The following is a 25032-nucleotide window of genomic DNA, read 5'->3' as shown; positions in this document are numbered from 1 at the left end:
CAACCACGGTTTCGCGGGCAGGCGAAAGTATAACGGTTAGCCCGCCACTCTGAAACAACCCTAAAGACAAAGGGGGAATAGAGGTGGCGAAATGCAGCGCCGGGTACCTCTGTAACTACAGGGTGCCTCTGGTTATTAGAAGTTAGCCGGTGTGGCTGCGCTGATAAGTCGCGCCGCAACGTCGAACGGATTACGGAAGCGGTGTGGCTTGGAGCTTTCAAAATAGTAGCTGTCACCTGCTTCAAGCACGAAGGTCTCAAGACCTACGGTCAACTCCAGACGACCTTCGACCAGGATTCCGGTTTCTTCGCCTTCATGGGTCAGCATTTCGTCCCCGGTGTCTGCGCCCGGTGGATAAATTTCATTGAGGAAGGCAATGGCCCGACTGGGATGCGCCTTGCCGACCAGTTTCATGGTCACGGCGCCATCTGAAATGTCGATCAGTTCATTGGCTTTGTAGACAATCTGTGTCGGTTTTTCCTGAAGGATCTCTTCGGAAAAAAACTCGACCATGGACATGGGAATGCCACTCAGCACTTTTCTCAGGGAGCTTATTGAAGGGCTCACGCTGTTCTTTTCGATCATCGAAATGGTGCTGTTGGTGACGCCCGCGCGCTTGGCGAGTTCACGCTGTGACAGGCCTTTCAGTTTGCGGATGGATTGCAGTCGTTCACCGACGTCCAATGCGGGAGCCTCCTGGGGATCAGATTCAAGTCGAGAAGCCGCCATCATGGCGATAGCGTTCAGTATTTACAACACTTCGACTTCAAACCTGTGCGCCCTTTTGGCCCCGCATTTTGGCTACAACCCATCAGCTCCCGGAATAGAGGCGTGGCGCGCGTTTGAGGTTGCAAAAAATCTGGTAAGGAATAGTGTCCGCCTTATCTGCCACCTCACTCGCCAGGATATTTTTACCCCACAACTCAACGCTCGAACCGAGGCCGGCTTGCGGAACATCCGTCAGGTCAATGCACAGCATGTCCATCGAGACCCGCCCCAGCAACTGGCTGCGCTGACCGGCGACCAGTACGGGGGTGCCGGTAGGTGCCTGACGCGGATAACCGTCGGCATAACCCATGGCCACGACGCCGATGCGCATTGGTTTCGACGTGATGAATTTCGCGCCATACCCGACCGGTTCGCTGGCAGGTAATTCACGTACGCAAATCACTTTGGACTCCAGCGTCATCACCGGTTGCAAGCGCGAGGCTTGAGCCTGGGCTTCTTCGAACGGCGTGGCGCCGTACAGCATCAAGCCCGGACGTACCCAATCGCTGGGCACGGCGGGCCAGCCCAGAATTGAAGGGGAATTGCGCAAGCTGATTTCAGCAGACAAGTCGGCGCGGGCGGCCTGGAAGACCGCGAGTTGCTCTTCGCTGCGGGTGCAGTTCAGTTCATCGGCGCGGGCAAAGTGACTCATCAAGACGATTTTGGCCACGTTGGCGCTGGCTTGCAGGCGCTGATACGCGGTTTTGTAGTCGGTGGGGTGCAAGCCGACACGGTGCATGCCCGTGTCGAGTTTAAGCCACACCTGGATCGGCTTGGCGAGGTTGGCGCGCTCGAGTGCATCGAGCTGCCACAGCGAATGCACGACACACCAAAATCCGTGCTCGACGATCAGCGGCAACTCATCGACTTCAAAAAAGCCTTCGAGCAGCAAAACCGGAGCCTGAATGCCGGCGGCACGCAGTTCCAGCGCTTCTTCGATACAGGCGACGGCAAACCCATCGGCTTCGGCTTCCAGAGCCTGGGCACAACGTACCGCGCCGTGCCCATAGGCATCGGCCTTGATCACGGCGAGGGCCTTGGCTCCCGACACTTCGCGGGCCAGTTGGTAGTTATGACGCAGGGCTTGAAGATCGATCAGGGCACGGGCTGGGCGCATGGCGGCGGGCTTCTAACGGCGGAGGAAGAAAAAGCGGCACTGACGCGCAGGGTTAACCGCGTGTTGTGCCGCACAGAGGCGGTACTCGATGCCCGGTGTCAAGGCAGCGCTGCGATGACGGACAGCTCGACCAGGATCTCCGGTTCGCACAGCTTGGCTTCAACGGTGGCGCGAGCCGGTGTTACACCTTTAGGCAGCCACTGGTCCCACACGCTGTTCATGCCGGCAAAGTCGGCATCGATATCCTTGAGGTAGATGGTGACCGACAGGATATGGTTTTTGTCGGTGCCCGCCAGATCCAGCAAGTGTTCGATATTGGCCAGTGTTTCACGGGTTTGCTGCTCGACCCCTGCGTTCATGTCGTCGCCCACTTGGCCCGACAGGTACACGGTGCCGTTATGAGCGACGATCTGGCTCATGCGTTCATTGGTGAGCTGGCGCTGGATTGCCATTTTGTGCAGTCTCCTTGTGGGTGCCATAACGAGAAATATCGAGGCCTTCCGTGCTGATTTGCGGGGTCTTTCGGGCCATTACGTCAGCGAGGAAACGACCGGAACCGCAGGCCATCGTCCAGCCGAGTGTGCCATGACCGGTGTTCAGAAACAGGTTCTTGTAGGGGGTTGCGCCCACAATCGGTGTGCCATCCGGCGTCGTCGGACGCAGGCCTGTCCAGAAACTGGCCTGGGTCAGGTCGCCGCCCTGAGGATAAAGGTCGTTGACGATCATCTCCAGGGTTTCGCGTCGACGCGGGTTCAGCGACAGGTCAAAGCCGGCGATTTCAGCCATGCCACCGACACGGATGCGGTTGTCGAAGCGGGTAATCGCGACTTTGTAGGTTTCGTCGAGAATGGTCGAAGTCGGTGCCATGTCCGAGTTGGTAATCGGGATGGTCAGCGAGTAACCCTTGAGCGGGTACACCGGTGCACGGATCCCCAGCGGCTTGAGCATTTGCGGCGAGTAGCTGCCAAGGGCCAGTACATAGCGATCAGCGGTTTCGAGCTTGCCGTCAATCATGACGCCATTGATCCGGTCGCCCGCGAAGTCCAGGTGCTGGATGTCCTGGCTGAAGCGGAACTCCACGCCAAGGTTCTTCGCCATTTCCGCCAGGCGCGTGGTGAACATCTGGCAGTCGCCGGTCTGGTCATTCGGCAGGCGCAGGGCCCCGGCCAGAATGTCGGTGACGCTGGCCAGTGCCGGTTCAACCCGGGCAATACCTGCACGGTCGAGCAGCTCGAAAGGAACGCCGGACTCCTTGAGTACCGCGATGTCCTTGGCTGCACCATCCAGTTGCGCCTGTGTGCGGAACAATTGGGTGGTGCCGAGGTTACGGGCTTCATAAGCAATACCGGTTTCGGCGCGCAATTCGTCGAGGCAGTCACGGCTGTACTCGGACAGACGTACCATGCGCTCCTTGTTGACGGCATAGCGGCTGGCGGTACAGTTGCGCAGCATCTGCGCCATCCACAGGTATTGATCGATATTGGCGGTGGCCTTGATCGCCAAGGGTGCATGGCGTTCCAGCAGCCATTTGATGGCTTTGAGCGGCACGCCTGGCGCTGCCCACGGCGACGCGTAGCCCGGGGACACCTGGCCGGCGTTGGCAAAACTGGTTTCCATTGCAACGGCTGGCTGACGGTCCACAACGACAACGTCGAAACCGGCTCGGGCCAGATAATAGGCGCTGGCAGTACCAATAACGCCGCCACCCAATACCATAACTCGCATATTTATTTCCCTCATCGCGGCCAGCCGCAGACGTTTATTGTTCAAAGCGAAGATGAGCGCAGTATAAGAAGCATTGGCCAGTGAATTTCACTATATAACCAGCTATATTTGGCGACAATTCTCGGCCAAAACGCTTTTGACAAAGGAGAATCTCCTATGCGTACAAATCATCAAACCAAGCGGGAACTGGACAAGATTGACCGGAATATTTTGCGCATCCTGCAGGCTGATGGCCGGATCTCTTTTACCGAGCTCGGAGACAAGGTGGGACTGTCGACCACGCCTTGTACCGAGCGGGTACGCAGGCTGGAACGCGAAGGGATCATCATGGGGTACAACGCGCGGCTCAATCCGCAGCATCTGCAGGGCAGTTTGCTGGTATTCGTTGAGATCAGCCTCGATTACAAATCAGGCGATACATTCGAAGAATTTCGACGGGCCGTGCTGAAATTGCCCCATGTTCTGGAATGCCACTTGGTTTCAGGCGATTTTGACTATCTGGTAAAAGCGCGGATCAGCGAGATGGCCTCGTACCGCAAACTGTTGGGCGACATCTTGCTCAAGCTGCCCCACGTACGGGAGTCCAAGAGCTACATCGTGATGGAGGAAGTGAAGGAAAGCCTGAACTTGCCGATTCCGGACTGACCCGCACTTTGGCCTTAAACCAGGACCTGCCGGGTACTGGCGATGTATTCATGTACCAGCTTCTCGGCGCTGGGATGGATCAGCTCCACCGGGCGGCGTCCGTTAGGGCACGGCAAGGTCGGCGTGGTGCCGAACAGGCGACAGATCAGCGGCCGCTCTTCGTACACGGTGCAGCCGTTGGGGCCCAGGTGCACGCAGTTCAGTTCATCCATGGCGGCTTCTTGCTCGGCTGCGGTTTTGCGCGGCAAGCGGGCCATTTCTTCGGATGAGGTGGTCACGGGCCCGCAGCAGTCGTGGCAACCCGGTACGCATTCAAACGACGGAATCTGTTGCCTGAGAAAGTGGATCTTGTGACTGTTGCAGCTCATCTAAAGCTTACCGGATGTGTAAAGACCGCAAAGTCTGCCTGAAAACCCTTGCTCTAGACAGCGCCGTCCGGCTGTTCTTGCTCCTTGGGAATGGCCCGGCTTATGCTCCGTAAAATTTTCCAAACACAAATATCAGGATTACGCACATGAACGCCCCGGTTCAGCGCAGCCAGCACACCGCCTCTTACTATGCCGCCAGCAGCTTGCCGCAACCCGACCATCCGGTGTTGCAAGGTGAGCATGTGGCGGATGTGTGCGTGGTCGGGGGTGGCTTCTCGGGCCTGAACACAGCACTGGAACTGGCCGAGCGTGGCATGAGCGTGGTGCTGCTCGAAGCGCACAAGATCGGTTGGGGGGCCAGCGGGCGTAATGGCGGGCAACTGATTCGCGGTGTCGGTCATGGCCTCGAACAGTTTGAAGGCATCATCGGCAAAGACGGTGTGCGGCAGATGAAACTGATGGGGCTGGAGGCGGTGGAAATCGTTCGCCAGCGTGTCGAGCGTTTCAATATCCCGTGTGACCTGACGTGGGGCTATTGTGACCTGGCCAACAAGCCGCGTGACCTTGAGGGCTTTGCCGAGGAAGCCGAAGCGCTGCGCGGTTTGGGCTATCGTCACGAACTCCGCCTGCTGCAAGCGAATGAGGTGCGCAGTGTGGTGGGCTCCGATCGCTATGTCGGAGGGCTCGTTGATATGGGATCGGGGCACCTGCATCCGTTGAACCTGGCGCTGGGCGAAGCTGCTGCCGCGGCACAGCTGGGTGTACGCCTGTTCGAGCACTCAGCGGTGACCCGTATCGATTATGGTCCTGAAGTCCGTGTGCACACGGCGCAGGGGACGGTTCGGGCCAAGAGCCTGGTGCTGGGTTGCAATGCTTATCTCAAGGACTTGAACCCTCAGCTCAGCGGCAAGGTGCTGCCTGCCGGTAGCTATATCATCGCCACTGAACCGTTGAGCGAAGCCCAGGCCCATGCCTTGCTGCCGCAAAATATGGCGGTGTGCGATCAGCGCGTGGCGCTGGACTATTACCGGCTTTCGGCCGACCGGCGTTTGCTGTTTGGTGGCGCTTGCCATTATTCGGGACGGGATCCGCAGGATATTGGCGCCTATATGCGTCCGAAAATGCTCGATGTATTCCCGCATCTGGCCAACGTGAAAATTGATTACCAGTGGGGCGGGATGATCGGGATTGGCGCCAATCGGCTTCCGCAAATCGGTCGACTGCCGGATCAACCCAATGTGTATTACGCACAGGCCTATTCAGGGCACGGGGTGAACGCCACCCACCTGGCTGGCAAGTTGCTGGCCGAGGCAATCAGCGGGCAGCACAGTGACGGCTTTGATCTGTTTGCCCAAGTCCCGCATATCACCTTCCCGGGCGGCAAATACCTGCGCTCACCCTTGCTGGCGTTGGGGATGCTCTGGCACCGGCTGAAAGAGCTGCGCTAACAAACGGAGCCGCTGCCGAAGGCTGCGTCCGGCGGTGTGTCAGCTAAGTCCGACACCGTCGCATTTACAATCGCTTCGCAATCGGGCGTAGCGTGCGGCAGCGGCTACGACATTTACAGCGTGTGCGCGGGTCAAGAGCGCCAAAACGGTTTTAGCCCTTCACATTGCGCCAGATGGCGGTTCAGGCCCACGTCGCGCAGTTGCTGTTCATTGAGGTTGAGCAAGGCGCGGCGAGTGCGCGAGCGGTGCCAGAACAAGGCCCAACGGCTTAACCCTTGAGGCGCACTGGTAGTTGGATAGACTCCGTGGCCGAGCTCGTGCTCGGTTTGAAGTTGCGGGTTATGCAGTGTCAGGCGTACATCGCTCAAACCATTCATTGGACGCTCCCTTTTGACTCAAATGTCATGAGTCAGCATGATGGCGCTGCACCAAAAACCATGACAGATTCAACAGCATGCTTTTACGCTCATACAGATAGCGTTTTTAGTTGCTGAATCCTCTGTTTTTGCACCATCTGTACTGGTTCGTCGTTCGCCTATCTGCCGAGAGCTCTGCCATGACCCTTTACGTTAATCTCGCCGACTTGCTTGGCACGCGTATCGAACAGGGCTTTTATCGCCCCGGCGACCGTTTACCGTCGGTGCGGGCCTTAAGCGCCGAACATGGCGTCAGCCTGAGCACGGTGCAGCAGGCTTACCGCTTGCTGGAAGACAACGGACTGGCGTCGCCTCGCCCGAAATCCGGGTACTTTGTGCCGGTGGAGCGTGAGCTTCACGCTTTGCCGGTCATGAGTAGGCCAGCGCAACGGCCGGTGGAAATTTCGCAATGGGAGCAAGTGCTGGAGCTGGTGCGCTCGGTCCCGCAAAAAAATGTGATTCAGTTGGGGCGCGGCATGCCGGACGTCACCACGCCGACCATCAAGCCGCTATTGCGCAGCCTGGCTCAGATAAGCCGCCGTCAGGATTTGCCCGGGCTGTATTACGACAACATCTACGGCGTCTTGAGCTTGCGCGAACAGATCGGGCGCCTGATGCTCGATTCCGGCTGTCATCTCGGGCCAGATGATCTGGTGATTACCACCGGCTGCCATGAGGCCCTGTCGTGCAGCATTCGCGCGGTGTGCGAGCCGGGTGACATCGTGGCGGTCGATTCGCCAAGCTTTCATGGAGCCATGCAAACCCTGAAAGGGTTAGGTATGAAAGCACTCGAGATCCCGACCGATCCACTGACCGGTATCAGCCTGGAAGCCCTTGAGCTGGCACTTGAACAATGGCCGATCAAGGCGATCCAGCTCACGCCCAGTTGTAATAATCCCTTGGGCTACATCATGCCCGAGGCGCGAAAGCGGGCGTTGGTCACGTTGGCGCAGCGGTTTGATGTGGCGATTATCGAAGACGATGTTTACGGTGAGCTGGCCTATACCTACCCCCGCCCGCGCACCATTAAATCCTTCGACGATGATGGGCGAGTCTTGCTGTGCAGCTCATTTTCCAAGACCCTGGCCCCCGGTTTACGGGTTGGCTGGGTCGCTCCGGGACGTTATCTGGAGCGGGTGCTGCACATGAAATACATCAGCACCGGCTCGACCGCGCCGCAGCCGCAGCTGGCGATTGCCGACTTTTTGAAGAAGGGGCATTTCGAGCCGCACCTGCGCCGCATGCGCAGTCAATATCAGCGTAATCGCGATTTGATGCTGGGGTGGGTCAGTCGTTACTTCCCGGTGGGCACGCGGGTGAGCCGCCCCCAAGGCAGTTTTATGCTGTGGCTGGAGCTCCCTGAGGGTTTTGACAGCTTGCGCCTCAACCGAATTTTGCTGGAGCAAGGGGTGCAAATTGCGGTGGGCAGTATTTTTTCAGCCTCGGGCAAGTACCGTAACTGCTTGCGCATGAACTACGCTGCAAAGCCTACGCCGCAGATCGAAGACGCTGTGCGCAAGGTTGCCCTGGCGGCCAGTCAATTGTTGGCAGAGACCGTTTGATGGCTCTTTTGATGAAACCACTCGGCGTACTGCTGCTGACCCTATGGCTGGGAGGTTGTGCCACTTTGGACGTACCCCGTGAATCGTCACAGGCTTTGCCTGCATCGGACTCGGCCTTTGGCCGTTCGATTCAGGCACAAGCTGCGCCATACATGGGGCGTTCGGGCTTTCGCCTGTTGCCCAACAGCGGTGAAGCGTTCCGTGCCCGGGCCGAGTTGATTCGCAATGCCCAGAGCAGCCTCGACTTGCAGTATTACATCGTCCACGACGGGCTGAGCACCCGCATGCTGGTGGACGAGCTGCTCAAAGCCGCTGATCGCGGGGTCCGTGTACGGATTTTGCTCGATGATACGGCCAGCGATGGCCTGGACGGGCTGCTTGCCACCCTTGGCGCCCATCCCAATATCCATATCCGGTTGTTCAACCCGTTGCAATTGGGGCGCAGCACCGGGGTGACACGGGCCCTTGGGCGGCTGTTCAATCTTTCGCGTCAGCACCGACGGATGCACAACAAACTGTGGTTGGCCGATAACAGTGTGGCGATTGTCGGTGGACGCAACTTGGGCGATGAGTATTTCGATGCCAAGCCTGAGCTGAACTTCACGGACATCGACCTGCTCGGCGTCGGCCCGGTGGCCGAACAGTTGGGGCACAGCTTCGATCAATACTGGAACAGCGCCCTGAGTCAGCCGATTGGTGATTTCGTGTCTTCACGCCTGTCCGGGCGTGAGCTGGCCAAGGCGCGCAGCGAGTTGGAGGCCTCCCTCAAGGTGGCGCAGTACCGCAACCGCGCACTGTATGAGCAACTGGCTTCCTATGAAACGGATCCCCGGCTGGACGTATGGCGCCAAGAGCTGATCTGGGCCTGGAATCAGGCGCTGTGGGATGCGCCGAGCAAGGTGCTGGCCAGAGGCGAGCCCGACCCGCATTTACTGCTGACCACGCAGTTGGCGCCCGACATGGCCAATGTCACCCAGGAGTTGATCCTGATTTCGGCTTACTTCGTGCCCGGCGAAACCGGCCTTGTGTACCTGACCGGCCGCGCAGATGCCGGGGCCGATGTGCGTTTATTGACCAATTCACTGGAAGCCACGGACGTGCCGGTCGTTCACGGCGGCTATGCACCCTATCGCAAGGCGTTGCTCGAGCACGGCGTCAAGCTCTACGAACTGCGGCGCCAGCCGGGTGTGGGCGGAGGCAGTGGCCCGCATTTGTTCAGAAAAGGGATGAGTTCTGACTCGAGTCTGCACAGCAAGGCGATGATCTTTGACCAGCAAAAATCGTTTATCGGCTCGTTCAATTTTGACCCGCGTTCGGGGTTGTGGAATACCGAGGTCGGGGTGTTGGTCGATAGCCCGCAATTGGCTGCCGAAGCCCGCAAACTCGCCCTGCAGGGCATGGCCCCGGCGTTGAGCTACCAGCCGAAACTGGAGCAGGGTGACATCGTCTGGGAGACGGAAGACAACGGCCAGCTGCATACCCTCAAGCGTGAGCCGGGCAGTTGGTGGCGCCGGGTCAATGCGTGGTTCAGTAAAAGTGTCGGGTTGGAGAAGATGCTCTGAATCACGCCCCGGGGTTCTCATCACGGTGTTGTATTGAGAGGCCTGGTGCCCGCTTCTGTCCCGAATGCGCCCTGGCGCGATACCAGGATGACCAGCCCCAATGCTCCGGCGGCCATGAACAGCGGTAACGCATGCCCGCTTATCCACTGGCTACCGGCCCCGGCGGCCAGCGGACCGATCAGGCAGCCGATGCCCCACAGTTGCGCCACGTGGGCATTGGCGCGCACCAGCGCGTCGTCGCGGTAGCGTTCACCGATCAAAATCAACGACAACGTGAACAGTCCGCCAGCGCTGGCGCCGAAAATGACCCACAGCGGCCAGATCAGCAGCGTATTGAGCAGCAATGGCACCGCCAGGCTCGACACCATCAACAGTACGGCACAGCCGGTAAACAGCGAGCGGCGGGACAGGCGGTCGGCCAGTGCGCCAATCGGCAGCTGCAACAGGGCGTCGCCCACCACCACCGTGCTGACCATCGCCAGTGCGATGTCCGCCGTAAACCCCTGGCGCAGGCAGTAAATGGGCAGCAGCGTCAAAATCATCGCCTCGAAGGCTGCAAACAGCGCCACGGCCCAAGCAATGGCCGGCATTCCCCGACAGAACCCCAGCAAATCCTTGAATGTCACACTGCACGCTTCAGTGCTCGGCGCTCCGTCACGGCCCATCAGCAGCAAGGGTGCCAGTGTCAGCAAGCCGACGCCGATCCAGAACCCGTAGTCATCCTCCGAACCGATAAGGCCCAGCAACAGAGGGCCGGACAATTGGCTCAAGGCATAGGCACAGCCATACAGTGCCACCAGGCGACCGCGCCACTGTTCGACCACCAGCTGGTTGATCCAGCTTTCGCCGAGAATAAAAATCACCGTGAGTACCACGCCGATAAGCAGGCGCAAGACCAGCCACACCGGGTAACTGGGCAGTAGTGCCAGCAAACCGATGGACAGCGCGCCTCCCCACAGGCACAGGCGCATCAGGCCCGGTGTGCCAAAACGGGCAGCCAGCTTACTGGCCACGCTGGCTCCCACCAGCACGCCCACCGCAGGCATGGCCGCCATTACGCCAATTGCGAATCCGTCATAGCCCCAGCCTTCAAGACGAAAGGAGACCAGCGGCATGCTGACGCCCAGTGCCAGGCCGACACTGAGAATTGAAGCCAGCACCGCGAAATAAGTCGCCCAACGCATGTCCGCGCTCCTGTGGATAACTCAATTTTCGAGAGAAGAAATAACAGTGGGAGCGAGCTTGCCCGCGGTGCGGGCATGGAGTCTGAATCAGCCCCCAGGCCCGCATCGCGGGCACTCCCGCTCCCACCGTGTGTTACGTGTGTGCTGTTACAGCTTGATCCAGGTGGATTTCAGCTCGGTGTATTTGTCGAACGCATGCAGCGATTTATCGCGGCCGTTGCCCGATTGCTTGAAACCGCCAAACGGTGCGGTCATGTCGCCGCCATCGTATTGGTTGACCCACACGCTGCCGGCGCGCAAGGCTTTGGCCGTCAGGTGAGCTTTGGAAATGTCAGCAGTCCAGACGGCAGCTGCGAGCCCGTAGGGTGTGTCGTTGGCAATCTGGATCGCCTCTTCAGCTGTGTCGAAGGTGATGACCGACAGCACCGGGCCAAAAATCTCTTCCTGAGCGATTTTCATCGCGTTGTTAACGCCGTCGAAAATGGTCGGCTCTACATAAGTCCCGCCGGTTTCCTGCAGGATCTGGTTACCGCCCGCCACCAGTTTGGCGCCGTCACTGTGGCCGGACTTGATGTACGACAGCACGGTGTTCATTTGCTGGGTGTCGACCAGTGCGCCCACGGTGGTAGCCGGGTCCAGCGGGTTGCCAGGCTTCCAGCCCTTGAGGGCTTCGATGACCAGCGGCAGGAAGCGGTCTTTGATCGAGCGCTCGACCAGCAGGCGCGAACCGGCGGTGCAGACTTCGCCCTGGTTGAAGGCAATGGCACTGGCAGCCGATTCGGCGGCGGCTTGCAGGTCGGGAGCATCTGCAAACACGATGTTCGGGCTTTTGCCGCCGGCTTCGAGCCAGACGCGCTTCATGTTGGACTCGCCGGAGTACACCATCAGTTGTTTGGCGATTTTGGTCGAGCCGGTGAACACCAGGGTGTCGACGTCCATGTGCAGCGCCAGCGCTTTACCGACGGTATGACCGTAGCCTGGCAGTACGTTCAGCACGCCGGCCGGGATACCGGCTTCAACGGCCAGTGCAGCAATGCGGATGGCGGTCAGCGGGGATTTCTCGGATGGCTTGAGGATGACCGAGTTACCGGTGGACAGCGCAGGCCCGAGTTTCCAGCAGGCCATCATCAGCGGGAAGTTCCACGGCACGATCGCCGCGACAACACCTACGGGTTCGCGGGTCACCAGGCCCAGCTGGTTATGCGGCGTGGCGGCTACCTCATCGTAAATCTTGTCAATGGCCTCGCCGCTCCAGCTCAGCGCATTGGCCGCGCCAGGGACGTCGATTTCCAGAGAGTCGGTAATGGGCTTGCCCATGTCCAGGGTTTCAAGCAGAGCCAGCTCTTCAGCGTTTTGCTTGAGCAGGCCGGCAAAGCGGATCATGGTGGCTTTGCGCTTGGCCGGGGCCATGCGCGACCAGACACCGGAGTCGAAGGTCTTGCGCGCGTTTTCGACGGCACGCTGGGCGTCAGCGGCATCGCAGCTGGCAACCTTGCCCAGCAAACGGCCATCGACCGGGCTGAGGCACTCGAATGTTTCATTGGAGACTGCGGCGGTGTATTCACCGTTGATGTACGCGCGGCCTTCGATCTTTAGCTGTAGGGCTCGTTGTTCCCAGTCAGCACGGGTCAGGGTGGTCATTCGAGTGTCCTCCTCTTATTAAAAATAGAAGCGCCCCGGCTTTCGCGTGGCGCCTCAGGGATGCTGTCCAATCGACTAAAGTGATTGGCACGAGACATGCGCCACCCTAAACCAGTGGCCCGGGGACTTTCAATATATTTGACATATGTGTCGTAAACGACATGGCTTGTTCGTTTTAATAAACATAGTATTTGGACTTTCTGGCTCAACACACCGTCATTCCGGGGGGATAAGCACCATGAGTATCACAACCATCGTCGACTTCAACACTGCCAACACCCAGGCTGAGCGTTTCAGTCCGGCACCGGAAAAGGTGCTCAAGGGGAATCCCGAACAAGTTATCCACAACCACTACGCCAGTCCATGCGGGCAGATGAGCGCGGGTGTATGGGAGGGCGCAGTCGGTCAATGGACGGTGAACTACACCGAGCACGAGTACTGCGAAATCATTGAAGGTGTTTCGGTCCTGCGCGACCAGCAAGGCAATGCCAAAACCCTGCGGGCGGGAGACCGTTTTGTGATTCCTGCCGGCTTCAGCGGAACGTGGGAAGTGCTGGAAAAATGCCGCAAGACGTATGTCGTGTTTGAGCAGAACGCTTGAATTTCAGGCAAAAAAAAGCCCGCCGAAGCGGGCTTTTTCTTAAAGAGGCAAAAATCAATTACTTGATTTTGGCTTCTTTGTAGATCACGTGCTTGCGAACCCGCGGATCGAATTTTTTGATTTCGATTTTGTCCGGAGTGGTGCGCTTGTTCTTATCAGTGGTGTAGAAATGGCCTGTACCAGCGCTCGACACCAAACGGATCAATTCACGCATGATTAGCTCCCTTAGATCTTGCCAGCACGGCGGATTTCGGCCAGCACGACAGTAATGCCACGCTTGTCGATGATACGCATGCCTTTAGCAGATACGCGCAGACGTACGAAACGTTTCTCTTCTTCAACCCAGAAGCGGTGATGCTGCAGGTTCGGCAGGAAACGACGACGGGTTTTGTTATTTGCGTGGGAAATGTTATTCCCAGTCACCGGACCCTTACCGGTAACTTGACAGACTCTCGACATGCCTCAGCCCTCTAAAACCACATGCCCAACCCGGCATGGGTTGGCCGCTTAATCTCTCAGTCATTTGGCGCTAGGCGCCGCGTTTCTTTAAGGGTCTTACCGGTTACACCTACAAACGAAGGAACCGGGCCCCTAGAAAAGAGCGCTGCTTTATACCAGAAAGACTAAAGCGCAACAACAAGCAGTGTGATTTGCCGTGATTAATTGAACCGGTATTTTAACCCGCATTCAGCTTGAAGCCTGTGTGTGGCGGGGTTTTACCGCTCGTCGCTGGGTGAAAGGTTTCAGGCAGCAAAACCCTCGTCAGCGGTTGTTGTGTGTGTGGCGCCCACTGGCGCTGGCGGCGTGAAGGATGGCTAAAATGCGTTTAACGGCCCTTCATACGCGCAGAAGCGGGAACGGGCAACGATTAAAAGTAGTCATTTGATGATGGCCCTACTAGGGTAGTCCTTTTCCAGACTGCACACGCAGATGGGTCAATGACTTGCGAAGGAAAATAGACCATGCGCCTCGCTGCAGCCCCCTTTTTGCTCGCTTTAAGCCTAAGCCCTCTGGCGCAGGCGGCTACGTTGAGTGTCTGTACCGAGGCCAGCCCGGAAGGGTTTGATGTGGTGCAGTACAACTCGCTCAGTACCACCAATGCCTCGGCAGACGTGTTGATGAACCGCCTGGTGGACTTTGACGCCCAGGCCGCCAAGTTGGTGCCCAGCCTGGCCCAGAGCTGGTCAGTGTCTCCTGACGGCCTTGTGTACGATTTCAAATTGCGCCCCGGGGTCAAGTTTCATGGCACGCCTTATTTCACGCCAAGCCGTGAGTTGAATGCCGATGATGTGCGTTTCAGCTTTGAGCGCATGCTGGATCCGGCCAACCCCTGGCACAAGGTGGCGCAAAGCGGTTTCCCCCATGCACAGTCTTTGCAGTTGCCTGAGCTGATCAAAAAAATTGAGACCCCGGATCCGCTGACCGTGCGTTTTACGCTCAGTCATCCGGACTCGACTTTCCTTCCGGCCCTGAGCATGGGCTTTGCGTCGATTTATTCAGCTGAATATGCCGACAAATTACTCAAGGCCGGTACCCCTGAACGGATGAATAGCCAGCCGATTGGCACCGGTCCTTTCGTGTTTACCCGGTTTCAGAAAGATGCCGTGGTGCGCTACAAGGCCAATCCGGACTATTTCGCGGGCAAGCCCGGTATCGACGGGCTGATTTTTGCCATTACCCCGGATGCCAACGTGCGCCTGCAAAAGCTGCGACGCAATGAGTGCCAGATCGCCCTTTCGCCCAAGCCGCTGGATGTGGAGGCTGCCGCCAAGGATCCGGCGCTGAAGGTCGTGCAGACTCCGGCCTTCATGACGGCTTTTGTGGCCATCAACAGCCAGCATCCGCCGCTGGACAAGCCTGAAGTGCGTCAGGCGATCAACCTGGCCTTCGACCAGGCGACGTACCTCAAGGCGGTGTTCGAGAACAGCGCGCAGGCCGCTAAGGGTATCTACCCGGCTACGACCTGGAGTTACGCCAAGAACTTGCCGGGTTATGCCCACGATCCTGAAAAAGCCAAAGCGTTATTGACCAAGGCCGGCCTCCCGAATGGTTTTAAAACCACGATCTGGACGCGACCGACAGGCAGCGTGCTGAATCCCAATCCAAGTCTGGGCGCGCAGTTGTTGCAGGCTGACCTGGCTAAAGTCGGGATCAAGGCCGATATTCGCGTGATTGAGTGGGGCGAGTTGATCCGCCGTGCCAAAGCAGGTGAGCACGATCTGCTGTTTATGGGCTGGGCGGGCGATAACGGTGACCCTGATAACTTCCTGACTCCGCAGTTTTCGTGTGCGGCAGTGAAGTCCGGGACCAACTTTGCCCGTTATTGCGACAAGACGCTGGATAACCTGCTTACGGATGGCAAGACCCTGAGCGATCAGGACAAGCGCAGTGTGCTGTATCAGAAAGCCCAGGCGCTGATCCAGCAGCAGGCGTTGTGGTTGCCGCTGGCTCACCCAACGGCTTACGCGTTAACCCGTAAAGACGTACAGGGTTATCAGGTAAGTCCGTTTGGGCGCCAGGAATTTTCAACGGTCAGCATCAAGCCCTGAAGGCTACATCCAGCCATGCTCGACCATCGAGAACGGCTCGCCGTCACCGATGATGAAGTGATCGAGCACCCGTACCTCAACCAGATCCAGCGCTTCGGTCAGGCGCTGGGTCAGGCGGTGATCGGCATGGCTGGGTTCGCTGATGCCGGAGGGATGGTTATGGCAGAAAATGACGGCCGCGGCGTTGTGCGCAAGGGCGCGTTTGACCACTTCGCGCGGGTAAACACTGGCGCTGTCGATGGAGCCCTTGAACAGCTTTTCAAAGGCCAGCATGCGGTGTTTGGAGTCCATGAACATGCAGCCAAAGACTTCGTGCGGCTCATGACGCAATGCTGATTTGAGGTACTGGCGAACAGCTTGCGGGCTTTCCAGGGCGGAGTCGCGGCGCAAGCGCTCAGCCAAGTGGCGCCGTCCCATCTCAAGTACGGCCTGCAACAGGCTGTACTTGGCTGGCCCTAGCCCCGGCGGCCGGCAGAAAACGCTCAAATCCGCTTCCAGCAAAGCCCTGAGGCTGCCAAATTCAGTCAATAAATGTCGCGCCAGATCGACGGCGCTTTTGCCTGGCACTCCGGTACGCAGAAAGATTGCCAATAGTTCGGCATCGGAAAGCGTGGCTGATCCTTGAGCTAAAAGTTTTTCCCGCGGCCGCTCGGAAGCAGGCCAATTCTTGATGCTCATAACACCTCCATGTGTATGGGCCCCGCTGTTCCATAGCAGGCGCTGTGTTATCTTAGCCCATCTTTTTTGCGTGGCTTTTGGCCATTTTTCACGCAGTCATCATCGAACTAAAAGGCAGGCCTATGCAGCGGCTGTATCGAAAACGCATTGTTTTGGGCGTCGGCGGCGGCATCGCGGCTTACAAGAGTGCAGAGCTGGTTCGCCGTCTGCTGGACCAGGGTGCTGAAGTCCGTGTAGTCATGACGCGGGGCGGCAGTGAGTTCATCACGCCCCTGACCATGCAGGCGTTGTCAGGGCATCCGGTCCATCTGGACTTGCTCGACCCGGCAGCGGAAGCAGCCATGGGGCATATCGAACTCGCCAAATGGGCTGACCTGGTGTTGATCGCACCGGCGACCGCTGATGTGATCGCCCGCCTTGCCCAGGGTCTGGCCAATGATTTGCTGACCACGCTGGTGCTGGCCACTGACGCAACGGTTGCTATCGCGCCAGCGATGAATCAGGCCATGTGGCGTGATCCAGCCACCCAAGCCAATACCCGATTGCTCGAAAGCCGCGGCTTGCGTGTATTTGGCCCGGCCTCCGGGAGTCAGGCCTGTGGCGATGTAGGCTTTGGCCGCATGCTTGAGGCCGATGACCTGGTGCAGTGTGCCGCCGAGTGTTTCCAGCGCAAGGTGCTGACCGGCAAGCATGTGCTGATTACCGCCGGCCCGACGCAGGAAAACATCGACCCGGTGCGTTACATCACCAATCACAGCTCCGGGAAAATGGGCTTTGCCCTGGCTGAAGCGGCGGTTGAAGCCGGTGCCCGCGTGACGCTGATTACCGGGCCGGTACACTTGCCGACCCCGGATCGCGTAGCCCGCATCGACGTGGTCAGTGCCCGTGACATGCTCGCGGCCTGTGAAGCGGCAATTCCGTGTGATGTGTTTATTGCATCTGCTGCTGTTGCAGATTACCGGCCTGAAGTCGTTGCCCCGCAAAAACTAAAGAAAGATCCTGCCAAAGGTGATGGCTTGTTGCTGCAGATGGTGCGCAACCCCGACATCCTGGCCACGATTGCTTCGCGCCCGGATCGCCCCTTTAGTGTCGGCTTTGCCGCAGAAACCGAGCACTTGCTTGATTACGCCGCGCGCAAGCTGAAAGACAAAAACCTCGACCTGATTGTCGCCAACGATGTGGCTAACCCCAGCATTGGCTTCAACAGTGAGGAGAACGCATGCAGCGTGATTGACCGCGAACTGCATGCCACTGTGTTTGCCCAGACCAGCAAGGGCAAGATTGCCCGCCAGCTGGTCACTTTTATCGCCGAACGTCTGAACCAGGTTTAACTCGTATGCACGCTTTGCAAGCCAAAATCCTCGATCCACGCATTGGTCACGAATTTCCGATGCCGCAATACGCCACGACGGGCTCTGCCGGTCTCGACCTGCGCGCCATGCTCAAAGAAGACACCCTTCTGGAGCCGGGCCAGACCCTGCTGATTCCGACCGGCCTGTCGGTATACATTGGTGATCCGGGCCTTGCAGCGCTGATCCTCCCGCGCTCGGGCCTGGGTCATAAACACGGCATCGTGCTGGGCAACCTGGTCGGTCTGATCGACTCCGATTATCAGGGCGAGTTGATGGTGTCGTGCTGGAACCGGGGTCAGACCGCGTTCAATATCACCGTCGGTGAGCGCATTGCTCAATTGGTGCTGGTGCCGGTGGTGCAGGCGCATTTCGAGCTGGTTGAAGAATTCGACGAAAGCCAGCGTGGCGCTGGTGGTTTTGGCCACTCCGGCAAGCTCTGATTGTGCAGTACAAGGTCAGGCACCCTGCCTGACCTTCAGTGTCCCCCTGAATCCTCTGAGCGTGGAGTCCCCCTGCAATGAGTAGCCCCGCTTCGGTCCCCCCGCACTTCCCTGACAGCATTTTTCGCGCCTACGACATTCGTGGCGTGGTGCCGAAAACCCTGACCGCTGAAACGGCTTACTGGATTGGTCGCGCCGTCGGTGCCGAGAGTCTGGCCCAGGGCGAGTCCCGTGTATCGGTGGGCCGCGACGGGCGCTTGTCGGGCCCGGAGCTGGTGGAGCGTTTGATCCAGGGCGTGGCTGACAGTGGTTGCCACGTCAGCGATGTGGGCCTGGTGCCGACCCCTGCGCTGTATTACGCAGCCAGCATCCTGGCAGGTAAATCGGGGGTGATGCTCACGGGTAGCCATAACCCGTCGAACTACAACGGTTTCAAAGTCGTGATCGCAGGCGACACCCTGGCCAACGAGCAAATTCAGGCGCTGCACACCCGCCTCAAAACCAATGACCTGACGTGGGGCGAAGGCCGTATCGAGCGCGTTGAGATTCTGTCGCGTTACTGCGATGAGATAACCCGGGATATCAAGCTGGCGAAGCGTTTGAAGGTGGTGGTGGATTGCGGTAACGGTGCCGCGGGAGTCATTGCACCGCAGTTGATCGCGGCCTTGAATTGCGAAGTGATTCCGTTGTTCTGCGAGGTGGACGGCAATTTTCCCAACCACCACCCGGATCCGGGTAAACCTGAAAATCTTCAGGATCTGATCGCCAAGGTCAAGGAAACCCGGGCCGACATCGGACTGGCGTTTGACGGCGACGGTGATCGGGTCGGCGTTGTCACGAACGCGGGTACCATCGTGTTTGCTGACCGCCTGCTGATGCTGTTTGCTCAGGATGTGCTGACGCGTAACCCGGCGGCCGAGGTTATCTTTGATGTGAAGTGCACGCGTCGTCTGACGCCGCTGATCAAGGAATATGGTGGCCGCGCACTGATGTGGAAGACCGGTCATTCGTTGATCAAAAAGAAGATGAAAGAAACCGGTGCCCTGCTGGCCGGCGAAATGAGCGGGCACATCTTTTTCAAAGAGCGCTGGTTTGGTTTTGATGATGGAATCTACAGCGCTGCACGCCTGCTGGAGATCCTCAGCAGGCAGCAAGCGACGGCAGAAGAGCTGTTTGAGGCCTTCCCGAACGATATTTCTACGCCGGAGATCAATATCGATGTGACGGATGAGAGCAAATTCAGCATCATTGAGGCCCTGCACGATGCCCAATGGGGTGAAACTGCCGAACTGACCTCCATTGATGGTGTGCGGGTCGACTATCCCTGCGGTTGGGGCCTGGTTCGAGCGTCCAACACCACGCCGGTGCTGGTGCTGCGATTTGAGGCTGATACCGAGGTTGAACTGCAACGCATCAAGGATGTCTTTCACGCACAACTCAAGCGTGTTGCCCCTGATCTCCAACTACCGTTTTGATCGACTTGTTCTACCGGAGCCCTGAATGACCCTCGAACGTGATGCCGCCTCCAATGTCGCCAAGGTTTTGTCCGAAGCGTTGCCCTACATTCGCCGTTACGTCGGCAAGACGCTGGTGATCAAGTACGGCGGCAACGCTATGGAGAACGACGAGCTGAAAACCGGGTTTGCCCGGGACATCGTGTTGATGAAGGCCGTGGGTATCAACCCGGTCGTCGTGCACGGTGGCGGCCCGCAAATCGGTGATCTGCTCAAGCGCCTGTCCATCGAAAGCCATTTCATCGACGGTATGCGCGTGACAGATTCGCAAACCATGGATGTCGTGGAGATGGTGCTGGGCGGCCAGGTGAACAAGGACATCGTTAACCTGATCAACCGTCACGGCGGTAGCGCGATCGGTCTGACCGGCAAGGACGCGGAGCTGATCCGTGCAAAGAAACTGACGGTCACCCGTCAGACCCCGGAGATGACTTCGCCGGAAATCATCGACATTGGTCATGTGGGCGAAGTGGTCGGGATCAACACTGATCTGCTGCATATGCTGACCAAAGGTGATTTCATCCCGGTTATCGCACCCATAGGTGTGGGCGCCAATGGCGAGTCCTACAACATCAACGCGGACCTGGTGGCGGGCAAGGTTGCCGAAGCCCTGAAAGCCGAAAAACTGATGTTGCTGACCAACATTGCCGGTTTGATGGACAAGCAGGGCAAGGTTCTGACCGGGCTGACCACGGCTCAAGTCGATGAGCTGATTGCCGACGGCACCATCTATGGCGGCATGCTGCCGAAGATCCGTTGCGCGCTGGAGGCGGTGCAAGGTGGCGTGACCACCGCGCACATTGTCGACGGCCGTGTACCGAATGCGGTGCTCCTGGAGATCTTCACCGACACCGGTGTCGGTACCTTGATCACCAACAGCAAGCCGCTTTAAGCAGAACTGAAAAAGCCCCGTCCGGTGATTGCCGGACGGGGCTTTTTTGTGGGCAGGGAGATCAGATCCCGTATTGCGCCCGGTATGCTTCTACGGCTGGCAGGTATTGCTTGAGCGTTTCGTCTTCGGCCAGGAACTGCAGTACCTGATTCAGTGAAACGATGCTGACGACCGGAATGCCGAAGTCGCGCTCGACTTCCTGGATGGCCGACAACTCACCGTTGCCACGTTCCTGACGGTTCAAGGCAATCAGCACCCCGGCTGCCTTGGCGCCTTGGGCCTGAATGATCTGCATGACCTCACGGATGGCGGTGCCGGCCGTGATCACGTCGTCGATGATCAGGATGTCGCCTTCGAGAGGTGAGCCCACCAGGCTGCCCCCTTCGCCGTGCGCCTTGGCTTCCTTGCGGTTGAAGCACCATGGCATGTCGCGGTCATGGTGCTCGGCCAGTGCCACGGCAGTGGTTGCCGCCAAAGGGATACCTTTGTAGGCCGGACCAAACAGCACGTCGAAAGGAATACCGCTGTCTACAATGGCTGCGGCATAAAAACGCCCCAGCTGAGCCAGCGCCGAGCCAGTATTGAAAAGGCCGGCATTGAAGAAGTAAGGGCTGGTGCGCCCGGACTTCAGGGTGAATTCACCGAAGCGCAAAACGCCGCGATCAATGGCAAAACGGATAAAGTCGCGCTGATACGCTTGCATGTAAAAAGCCCCAGATACCACGGATTTAGCTAATTAGTAAGACCGCGTGTATCATACACGCACGTGATTTTTGGGGCCATTTATGCGGATCATCAGTGTGAACGTCAATGGTATTCAGGCGGCAGTCGAGCGCGGTTTGCTCAGTTGGCTGCAAGCTCAGAATGCCGACGTTATCTGTCTGCAGGACACCCGCGCCTCCGCCTTTGAACTGGACGATCCAGCCTACCAGCTCGATGGCTACTTTCTTTATGCCTGTGAAGCTGAAGTCCCTGCCCAAGGCGGTGTGGCTTTGTACTCGCGGTTGCAACCGAAAGCGGTCATCACCGGGCTTGGCTTTGAGACGGCGGATCGCTACGGGCGTTACCTGCAAGCCGATTTCGATAAGGTCAGCATCGCGACCTTGCTGCTCCCTTCGGGGCAGAATGGCGATGAAGACTTGAACCAGAAGTTCAAGCTAATGGATGACTTTGCGCGCTACCTTGATAAGCAGCGTCGCAAGCGTCGTGAGTACATCTACTGTGGCTCGCTGTATGTGGCACAGCAGAAACTCGACATTAAAAACTGGCGCGACAGCCAGCAATCTCCGGGTTTCCTGGCGCCTGAGCGGGCCTGGATGGATGAGATTGTGGGCAATATGGGTTATGTCGATGCCTTGCGAGAAGTCAGCCGTGAAGGCGACCAGTACAGCTGGTGGCCGGACAACGAACAGGCCGAGATGCTTAATCTGGGCTGGCGTTTTGACTATCAGTTGCTCACGCCGGGCTTGCGCCGCTTTGTAAGAAGCGCCCGTTTGCCGCGTCAGCCACGCTTCTCGCAACATGCACCATTGATCGTGGACTACGACTGGACACTGACGATCTAAGTGTTTTTTCGCCGCCACAAAAAAGCCGACATCGCTGTCGGCTTTTTTGTGGGCGCGGGTTTTAGTCGCGGTTTACTTGATCGGGCGCCAGGTGAAGGGGTAGCGGTAAGTCACCCCGTCATTGGCCTTGACGCCAGCAATCACCACCAGCACGACGGCACCGATCAGCACCAGGCCGAGCAAGGCGAAACCAACCAGGATGAACATCAGGACGTAGCAAATCGCCGAAAGAATCGCCACGGTGATTTGAAAGTTCAGTGCTTCCTTGCCCTGGTCGTCGATAAAGGGATCGCTTTCGCGCTTTATCTGCCACAGGATCAGTGGCCCGATCAGGCTGCCAAACGGGAACCACATCCCGAGGAACGCAGAGAAGTGACAAAACATGGCCCATTGCCGAGCTTCGCGGCTCGGTTTGGGTTTTGAAAGGTCCAGTTCACTCATGGCGTTCTCCAGGTAATGGGTGGCTCGGGCAATCGGGCAGACATTCAGTCAGCCAGTGCCGCTTGTTGCAGCGCAAAGATCTCGTTCATGCCTTTTTGTGCCAGGGCGAGCATCGCGTTCAACTCTTCGGGCTGGAATGGCGCGCCTTCGGCAGTGCCCTGGACTTCGATGAAACCACCGCTGCTGGTCATGACGACGTTGAGGTCGGTTTCAGCTGCAGAATCTTCAGGATAGTCGAGGTCAAGCACGGGCTCGCCTTGATAAATACCCACGGAAACCGCGGCGATCATTTGTTTGATCGGGTCGCCGCCTTTAAGGCCACCGCGCTTTTTGATGATTTTCAGTGCGTCGACCAGTGCGACCATTGCACCGGTAATGGAAGCCGTACGGGTGCCGCCATCTGCCTGAATAACGTCGCAGTCGACGTACAGGGTGATATCACCCAGCTTGGACATGTCCAGCGCTGCGCGCAGGGAGCGGCCGATCAGGCGCTGGATTTCAAGGGTGCGGCCCCCTTGCTTGCCACGGCTGGCTTCACGCTGGTTGCGGTCGCCGGTGGCGCGCGGCAGCATGCCGTATTCGGCAGTCAGCCAGCCTTGGCCCTGGCCTTTAAGGAAGCGCGGGACACCGTTCTCGACGCTGACGGTACAGATGACTTTGGTGTCACCGAACTCGACCAGTACAGAACCCTCTGCGTGTTTGGTGTAGTTGCGGGTGATGCGGATCGGGCGCAGCTGATCGGCAACGCGACCACTTGGACGTTTCATGTGGGATACCTGTACGGGACGGAAAACTGCCGAGCATTATAAGGGCCATCGCCCAACAGGACACCTCTAATACCGATCTGTGTATTCAAGGGGGGCTGATGTTTACGACAGACGTCATTTGGGGGCACCCCGTGCACTGCGTTACAATCCGCCGCCTTAATGGCCGTCAGGCTTCATTCATTGAATCGCGAGGTACCGTCCATGGTACACAGCATGACCGCCTTTGCCCGCGTCGAAAGCGTCGGCACTCAGGGCACCCTGAGTTGGGAGTTGCGTTCGGTCAACAGCCGCTACCTGGAACCGCACCTGCGTCTGCCCGAGTCTTTCCGGGATCTCGAAGGCGCCGTGCGTGAAGCGCTGCGCCAGGGTATTTCCCGGGGCAAGCTGGAATGCACCCTGCGTTTTACCGAGGAAACCACGGGCAAGCCGCTGCAGGTTGACCGGGAGCGCGCCGCGCAACTGGTTGCCGCCGCTGAAACGATCGCCAGCCTGATCAAACAGCCGGCAGCGCTCAACCCACTGGAAGTGCTGGCCTGGCCCGGGGTTCTGGTCGCCGATGCCAGTGACCCGCAGGCGCTCAACACCCAGGCGCTGGCGTTGTTCAAGCAAGGCCTGCAAGAGCTGAAAAACGGCCGCGAGCGCGAAGGCGCGGAGCTGGCACGCTTGATCAGCGAGCGTTTGACTGCCATTGAAGGCGATGTCGACACCTTGCGCGAACTGGTGCCTCAGATGCTCGCGACGCAGCGCCAGAAGGTGCTGGATCGCTTCGCCGACATGAAGGCCGAACTTGATCCCCAGCGTCTTGAGCAAGAAATGGTCATGCTGGCGCAAAAAAGTGACGTCGCCGAGGAACTTGACCGTTTGAGCACCCACATTCTCGAGGTGCGTCGCGTCCTCAAGTCCGGGGGGGCCGCAGGTCGACGTCTCGACTTCCTGATGCAAGAGCTTAACCGTGAGGCCAATACCCTTGGCTCCAAGGCATTTGATCCACGCAGCACGCAAGCGGCGGTCAACCTCAAAGTGTTGATCGAGCAGATGCGCGAACAAGTACAGAATATTGAGTAAGGCTCCCCCTGACATGAACCACAGCACTGGCACCCTCTACATCATTTCTGCGCCTTCGGGTGCGGGCAAGACCAGCCTGGTCAAAGCATTGATCGACGCTGAGCCGCAGATCCGCGTTTCGGTGTCGCACACCACGCGGGCCATGCGTCCGGGTGAAGCCGATGGTGTGAACTATCATTTTGTCGAGCGCGAAGAGTTCGTGAAAATGATCGAGCACGGCGATTTCCTGGAGCGCGCCGAGGTGTTCGGCAATCTCTACGGCACGTCGCAGAGCCATTTGCAGCAAACGCTGGATGAAGGCCACGACCTGATTCTGGAAATCGACTGGCAAGGTGCTGAACAAGTGCGCCAGGTGATGCCCAAGGCACGCTCGATCTTCATTCTGCCGCCGAGCCAGGAAGCGCTGCGTCAGCGTCTGGACAACCGTGGGCAGGACAGCGACGACATCATTGACGGCCGGATGCGCGAAGCCGTGAGCGAAATGAGTCACTATGTTGATTATGACTACCTGATCATCAATGACGATTTTGCCCATGCGCTTGATGACCTGAAGGCGATTTTCCGCGCCAATCAGCTCCAGCAAAAGCGTCAGCAGCAGCGTTATGGCAAATTACTGGCTGAGTTGCTCGGCTAAAGGGCTCTTCCCAAAACACCTGCAAGGGCCTTACATTGGCGCTTGCAGAGGTATTTGGGGAGTTGCTTGAAAAATCAGCGCTTCCCTAATCGCTGGTG

26 protein-coding genes and 1 pseudogene are annotated in these 25032 nt (G+C 58.3%); 13 read left to right on the top strand and 14 right to left on the bottom strand.

Features of this window, described 5'->3' with window-relative positions; genetic code table 11:
- Positions 1 to 135 precede the first annotated feature (135 nt).
- The 4 genes from AWM69_RS02350 to dadA form a co-directional block, all read right to left on the bottom strand.
- Entirely contained in the window at positions 136 to 684 is a 549-nt protein-coding gene (locus tag AWM69_RS02350; RefSeq protein WP_003437848.1) for a cupin domain-containing protein, read from the bottom strand.
- 127 nt (positions 685 to 811) lie between these two features.
- Complete coding sequence (gene alr / locus AWM69_RS02345) at positions 812 to 1885, bottom strand: alanine racemase (RefSeq protein WP_218725679.1); 1074 nt, start codon at positions 1883 to 1885, stop codon at positions 812 to 814.
- A 98-nt stretch (positions 1886 to 1983) separates the two neighbouring features.
- Complete coding sequence (locus tag AWM69_RS02340; protein ID WP_131654267.1) at positions 1984 to 2337, bottom strand: RidA family protein; 354 nt, start codon at positions 2335 to 2337, stop codon at positions 1984 to 1986.
- Complete coding sequence (gene dadA / locus AWM69_RS02335; protein ID WP_131654268.1) at positions 2309 to 3610, bottom strand: D-amino acid dehydrogenase; 1302 nt, start codon at positions 3608 to 3610, stop codon at positions 2309 to 2311. The genes AWM69_RS02340 and dadA overlap by 29 nt, the downstream gene beginning before the upstream one ends.
- Before the next feature lie 156 nt (positions 3611 to 3766).
- On the opposite strand from dadA, the gene AWM69_RS02330 reads away from it, so the two are divergent.
- The gene (locus AWM69_RS02330) at positions 3767 to 4255 is read left to right on the top strand and encodes an Lrp/AsnC ligand binding domain-containing protein (RefSeq protein ID WP_048381396.1); all 489 of its coding nucleotides are present in this window, start codon (positions 3767 to 3769) and stop codon (positions 4253 to 4255) included.
- Between the two features lie 14 nt (positions 4256 to 4269).
- Here AWM69_RS02330 and AWM69_RS02325 read toward each other — a convergent pair whose 3' ends face one another.
- Positions 4270 to 4623: a YkgJ family cysteine cluster protein gene (locus tag AWM69_RS02325; protein WP_048381394.1), complete on the bottom strand. Its 354-nt coding sequence runs from the start codon at positions 4621 to 4623 to the stop codon at positions 4270 to 4272.
- A gap of 146 nt (positions 4624 to 4769) precedes the next feature.
- Here AWM69_RS02325 and AWM69_RS02320 point away from each other — a divergent pair, with 146 nt between their 5' ends.
- A complete protein-coding gene (locus tag AWM69_RS02320; RefSeq protein ID WP_131654269.1) occupies positions 4770 to 6071 on the top strand; it encodes an FAD-binding oxidoreductase in 1302 nt (433 codons plus the stop codon).
- 131 nt (positions 6072 to 6202) lie between these two features.
- Here the strand turns inward: AWM69_RS02320 and AWM69_RS02315 are convergent, their stop codons facing one another.
- Positions 6203 to 6448, bottom strand: coding sequence for a DUF1127 domain-containing protein (locus AWM69_RS02315; protein WP_218725678.1), 246 nt, complete (start codon positions 6446 to 6448; stop codon positions 6203 to 6205).
- 179 nt (positions 6449 to 6627) lie between these two features.
- Between AWM69_RS02315 and AWM69_RS02310 the strand changes: the two genes are divergently transcribed.
- Positions 6628 to 8049, top strand: coding sequence for a PLP-dependent aminotransferase family protein (locus tag AWM69_RS02310; protein WP_218725677.1), 1422 nt, complete (start codon positions 6628 to 6630; stop codon positions 8047 to 8049).
- 11 nt (positions 8050 to 8060) lie between these two features.
- Positions 8061 to 9611: a phospholipase D family protein gene (locus AWM69_RS02305; protein ID WP_131654271.1), complete on the top strand. Its 1551-nt coding sequence runs from the start codon at positions 8061 to 8063 to the stop codon at positions 9609 to 9611.
- Positions 9612 to 9631: 20 nt separating this feature from the next.
- On the opposite strand, the gene AWM69_RS02300 is transcribed toward AWM69_RS02305, so the two are convergent.
- Entirely contained in the window at positions 9632 to 10795 is a 1164-nt protein-coding gene (locus AWM69_RS02300; protein ID WP_218725676.1) for an MFS transporter, read from the bottom strand.
- Positions 10796 to 10942: 147 nt separating this feature from the next.
- Positions 10943 to 12436 carry an aldehyde dehydrogenase gene (locus AWM69_RS02295; protein ID WP_131654272.1) on the bottom strand — a complete coding sequence of 498 codons (1494 nt, stop codon included), beginning with the start codon at positions 12434 to 12436 and terminating at the stop codon, positions 10943 to 10945.
- Positions 12437 to 12674: 238 nt separating this feature from the next.
- On the opposite strand from AWM69_RS02295, the gene AWM69_RS02290 reads away from it, so the two are divergent.
- The gene (locus tag AWM69_RS02290) at positions 12675 to 13037 is read left to right on the top strand and encodes a cupin domain-containing protein (RefSeq protein WP_131654273.1); all 363 of its coding nucleotides are present in this window, start codon (positions 12675 to 12677) and stop codon (positions 13035 to 13037) included.
- Positions 13038 to 13095: 58 nt separating this feature from the next.
- Here the strand turns inward: AWM69_RS02290 and rpmG are convergent, their stop codons facing one another.
- Together rpmG and rpmB are read right to left on the bottom strand one after the other, a co-directional pair.
- A complete protein-coding gene (gene rpmG, locus AWM69_RS02285; RefSeq protein ID WP_003437824.1) occupies positions 13096 to 13251 on the bottom strand; it encodes a 50S ribosomal protein L33 in 156 nt (51 codons plus the stop codon).
- 11 nt (positions 13252 to 13262) lie between these two features.
- Complete coding sequence (gene rpmB, locus AWM69_RS02280) at positions 13263 to 13496, bottom strand: 50S ribosomal protein L28 (RefSeq protein ID WP_019410280.1); 234 nt, start codon at positions 13494 to 13496, stop codon at positions 13263 to 13265.
- 503 nt (positions 13497 to 13999) lie between these two features.
- Here rpmB and AWM69_RS02275 point away from each other — a divergent pair.
- Positions 14000 to 15586: an ABC transporter substrate-binding protein gene (locus tag AWM69_RS02275; protein WP_131654274.1), complete on the top strand. Its 1587-nt coding sequence runs from the start codon at positions 14000 to 14002 to the stop codon at positions 15584 to 15586.
- Positions 15587 to 15589: 3 nt separating this feature from the next.
- Here the strand turns inward: AWM69_RS02275 and radC are convergent, their stop codons facing one another.
- Entirely contained in the window at positions 15590 to 16264 is a 675-nt protein-coding gene (radC, locus tag AWM69_RS02270) for a DNA repair protein RadC (RefSeq protein WP_048381381.1), read from the bottom strand.
- Between the two features lie 122 nt (positions 16265 to 16386).
- Between radC and coaBC the strand changes: the two genes are divergently transcribed.
- The 4 genes and pseudogenes from coaBC to argB all read left to right on the top strand — a co-directional run bounded on the left by coaBC (position 16387) and on the right by argB (position 20462).
- Positions 16387 to 17595, top strand: a complete 1209-nt coding sequence (gene coaBC / locus AWM69_RS02265; protein WP_131654275.1) for a bifunctional phosphopantothenoylcysteine decarboxylase/phosphopantothenate--cysteine ligase CoaBC — start codon at positions 16387 to 16389, stop codon at positions 17593 to 17595.
- Between the two features lie 5 nt (positions 17596 to 17600).
- Positions 17601 to 18056, top strand: a complete 456-nt coding sequence (gene dut, locus AWM69_RS02260; RefSeq protein ID WP_218725675.1) for a dUTP diphosphatase — start codon at positions 17601 to 17603, stop codon at positions 18054 to 18056.
- A 71-nt stretch (positions 18057 to 18127) separates the two neighbouring features.
- Positions 18128 to 19531, top strand: a pseudogene (locus AWM69_RS02255) (phosphomannomutase/phosphoglucomutase); the annotation flags it as partial.
- 25 nt (positions 19532 to 19556) lie between these two features.
- Positions 19557 to 20462, top strand: a complete 906-nt coding sequence (gene argB, locus AWM69_RS02250) for an acetylglutamate kinase (RefSeq protein ID WP_048381375.1) — start codon at positions 19557 to 19559, stop codon at positions 20460 to 20462.
- A 61-nt stretch (positions 20463 to 20523) separates the two neighbouring features.
- Here argB and pyrE read toward each other — a convergent pair whose 3' ends face one another.
- The gene (gene pyrE, locus AWM69_RS02245; protein WP_131654278.1) at positions 20524 to 21165 is read right to left on the bottom strand and encodes an orotate phosphoribosyltransferase; all 642 of its coding nucleotides are present in this window, start codon (positions 21163 to 21165) and stop codon (positions 20524 to 20526) included.
- Between the two features lie 82 nt (positions 21166 to 21247).
- On the opposite strand from pyrE, the gene AWM69_RS02240 reads away from it, so the two are divergent.
- On the top strand, positions 21248 to 22027 hold the full coding sequence (locus AWM69_RS02240) for an exodeoxyribonuclease III (RefSeq protein WP_048372400.1): 780 nt from the start codon (positions 21248 to 21250) through the stop codon (positions 22025 to 22027).
- Between the two features lie 72 nt (positions 22028 to 22099).
- Here AWM69_RS02240 and AWM69_RS02235 read toward each other — a convergent pair whose 3' ends face one another.
- Both AWM69_RS02235 and rph read right to left on the bottom strand, forming a co-directional pair.
- Positions 22100 to 22468 carry a DUF4870 domain-containing protein gene (locus tag AWM69_RS02235; protein ID WP_131654279.1) on the bottom strand — a complete coding sequence of 123 codons (369 nt, stop codon included), beginning with the start codon at positions 22466 to 22468 and terminating at the stop codon, positions 22100 to 22102.
- Between the two features lie 44 nt (positions 22469 to 22512).
- A complete protein-coding gene (rph, locus tag AWM69_RS02230; protein ID WP_048381369.1) occupies positions 22513 to 23235 on the bottom strand; it encodes a ribonuclease PH in 723 nt (240 codons plus the stop codon).
- A gap of 201 nt (positions 23236 to 23436) precedes the next feature.
- On the opposite strand from rph, the gene AWM69_RS02225 reads away from it, so the two are divergent.
- Together AWM69_RS02225 and gmk are read left to right on the top strand one after the other, a co-directional pair.
- Positions 23437 to 24300: a YicC/YloC family endoribonuclease gene (locus AWM69_RS02225; protein ID WP_131654280.1), complete on the top strand. Its 864-nt coding sequence runs from the start codon at positions 23437 to 23439 to the stop codon at positions 24298 to 24300.
- Between the two features lie 13 nt (positions 24301 to 24313).
- Positions 24314 to 24934, top strand: coding sequence for a guanylate kinase (gmk, locus tag AWM69_RS02220; RefSeq protein WP_131654281.1), 621 nt, complete (start codon positions 24314 to 24316; stop codon positions 24932 to 24934).
- The last annotated feature ends 98 nt before the right edge of the window (positions 24935 to 25032 follow it).

Source organism: Pseudomonas sp. D1HM, assembly GCF_019266105.1.
Lineage (GTDB): Bacteria > Pseudomonadota > Gammaproteobacteria > Pseudomonadales > Pseudomonadaceae > Aquipseudomonas > Aquipseudomonas taetrolens.
Note: the sequence above shows the minus strand (reverse complement) of the source record. Positions and strands in the feature narration are given on the sequence as shown.

What these genes read in the sequence shown, in the direction of transcription:
- alr (WP_218725679.1), bottom strand. Translation starts at nt 1,885, where the DNA reads ATGCGCCCAGCCCGTGCCCTGATCGATCTTCAAGCCCTGCGTCATAAC.
- AWM69_RS02340 (WP_131654267.1), bottom strand. Translation starts at nt 2,337, where the DNA reads ATGGCAATCCAGCGCCAGCTCACCAATGAACGCATGAGCCAGATCGTC.
- dadA (WP_131654268.1), bottom strand. Translation starts at nt 3,610, where the DNA reads ATGCGAGTTATGGTATTGGGTGGCGGCGTTATTGGTACTGCCAGCGCC.
- AWM69_RS02330 (WP_048381396.1), top strand. Translation starts at nt 3,767, where the DNA reads ATGCGTACAAATCATCAAACCAAGCGGGAACTGGACAAGATTGACCGG.
- AWM69_RS02325 (WP_048381394.1), bottom strand. Translation starts at nt 4,623, where the DNA reads ATGAGCTGCAACAGTCACAAGATCCACTTTCTCAGGCAACAGATTCCG.
- AWM69_RS02320 (WP_131654269.1), top strand. Translation starts at nt 4,770, where the DNA reads ATGAACGCCCCGGTTCAGCGCAGCCAGCACACCGCCTCTTACTATGCC.
- AWM69_RS02315 (WP_218725678.1), bottom strand. Translation starts at nt 6,448, where the DNA reads ATGAATGGTTTGAGCGATGTACGCCTGACACTGCATAACCCGCAACTT.
- AWM69_RS02310 (WP_218725677.1), top strand. Translation starts at nt 6,628, where the DNA reads ATGACCCTTTACGTTAATCTCGCCGACTTGCTTGGCACGCGTATCGAA.
- AWM69_RS02305 (WP_131654271.1), top strand. Translation starts at nt 8,061, where the DNA reads ATGAAACCACTCGGCGTACTGCTGCTGACCCTATGGCTGGGAGGTTGT.
- AWM69_RS02300 (WP_218725676.1), bottom strand. Translation starts at nt 10,795, where the DNA reads ATGCGTTGGGCGACTTATTTCGCGGTGCTGGCTTCAATTCTCAGTGTC.
- AWM69_RS02295 (WP_131654272.1), bottom strand. Translation starts at nt 12,436, where the DNA reads ATGACCACCCTGACCCGTGCTGACTGGGAACAACGAGCCCTACAGCTA.
- AWM69_RS02290 (WP_131654273.1), top strand. Translation starts at nt 12,675, where the DNA reads ATGAGTATCACAACCATCGTCGACTTCAACACTGCCAACACCCAGGCT.
- rpmG (WP_003437824.1), bottom strand. Translation starts at nt 13,251, where the DNA reads ATGCGTGAATTGATCCGTTTGGTGTCGAGCGCTGGTACAGGCCATTTC.
- rpmB (WP_019410280.1), bottom strand. Translation starts at nt 13,496, where the DNA reads ATGTCGAGAGTCTGTCAAGTTACCGGTAAGGGTCCGGTGACTGGGAAT.
- AWM69_RS02275 (WP_131654274.1), top strand. Translation starts at nt 14,000, where the DNA reads ATGCGCCTCGCTGCAGCCCCCTTTTTGCTCGCTTTAAGCCTAAGCCCT.
- radC (WP_048381381.1), bottom strand. Translation starts at nt 16,264, where the DNA reads ATGAGCATCAAGAATTGGCCTGCTTCCGAGCGGCCGCGGGAAAAACTT.
- coaBC (WP_131654275.1), top strand. Translation starts at nt 16,387, where the DNA reads ATGCAGCGGCTGTATCGAAAACGCATTGTTTTGGGCGTCGGCGGCGGC.
- dut (WP_218725675.1), top strand. Translation starts at nt 17,601, where the DNA reads ATGCACGCTTTGCAAGCCAAAATCCTCGATCCACGCATTGGTCACGAA.
- argB (WP_048381375.1), top strand. Translation starts at nt 19,557, where the DNA reads ATGACCCTCGAACGTGATGCCGCCTCCAATGTCGCCAAGGTTTTGTCC.
- pyrE (WP_131654278.1), bottom strand. Translation starts at nt 21,165, where the DNA reads ATGCAAGCGTATCAGCGCGACTTTATCCGTTTTGCCATTGATCGCGGC.
- AWM69_RS02240 (WP_048372400.1), top strand. Translation starts at nt 21,248, where the DNA reads ATGCGGATCATCAGTGTGAACGTCAATGGTATTCAGGCGGCAGTCGAG.
- AWM69_RS02235 (WP_131654279.1), bottom strand. Translation starts at nt 22,468, where the DNA reads ATGAGTGAACTGGACCTTTCAAAACCCAAACCGAGCCGCGAAGCTCGG.
- rph (WP_048381369.1), bottom strand. Translation starts at nt 23,235, where the DNA reads ATGAAACGTCCAAGTGGTCGCGTTGCCGATCAGCTGCGCCCGATCCGC.
- AWM69_RS02225 (WP_131654280.1), top strand. Translation starts at nt 23,437, where the DNA reads ATGGTACACAGCATGACCGCCTTTGCCCGCGTCGAAAGCGTCGGCACT.
- gmk (WP_131654281.1), top strand. Translation starts at nt 24,314, where the DNA reads ATGAACCACAGCACTGGCACCCTCTACATCATTTCTGCGCCTTCGGGT.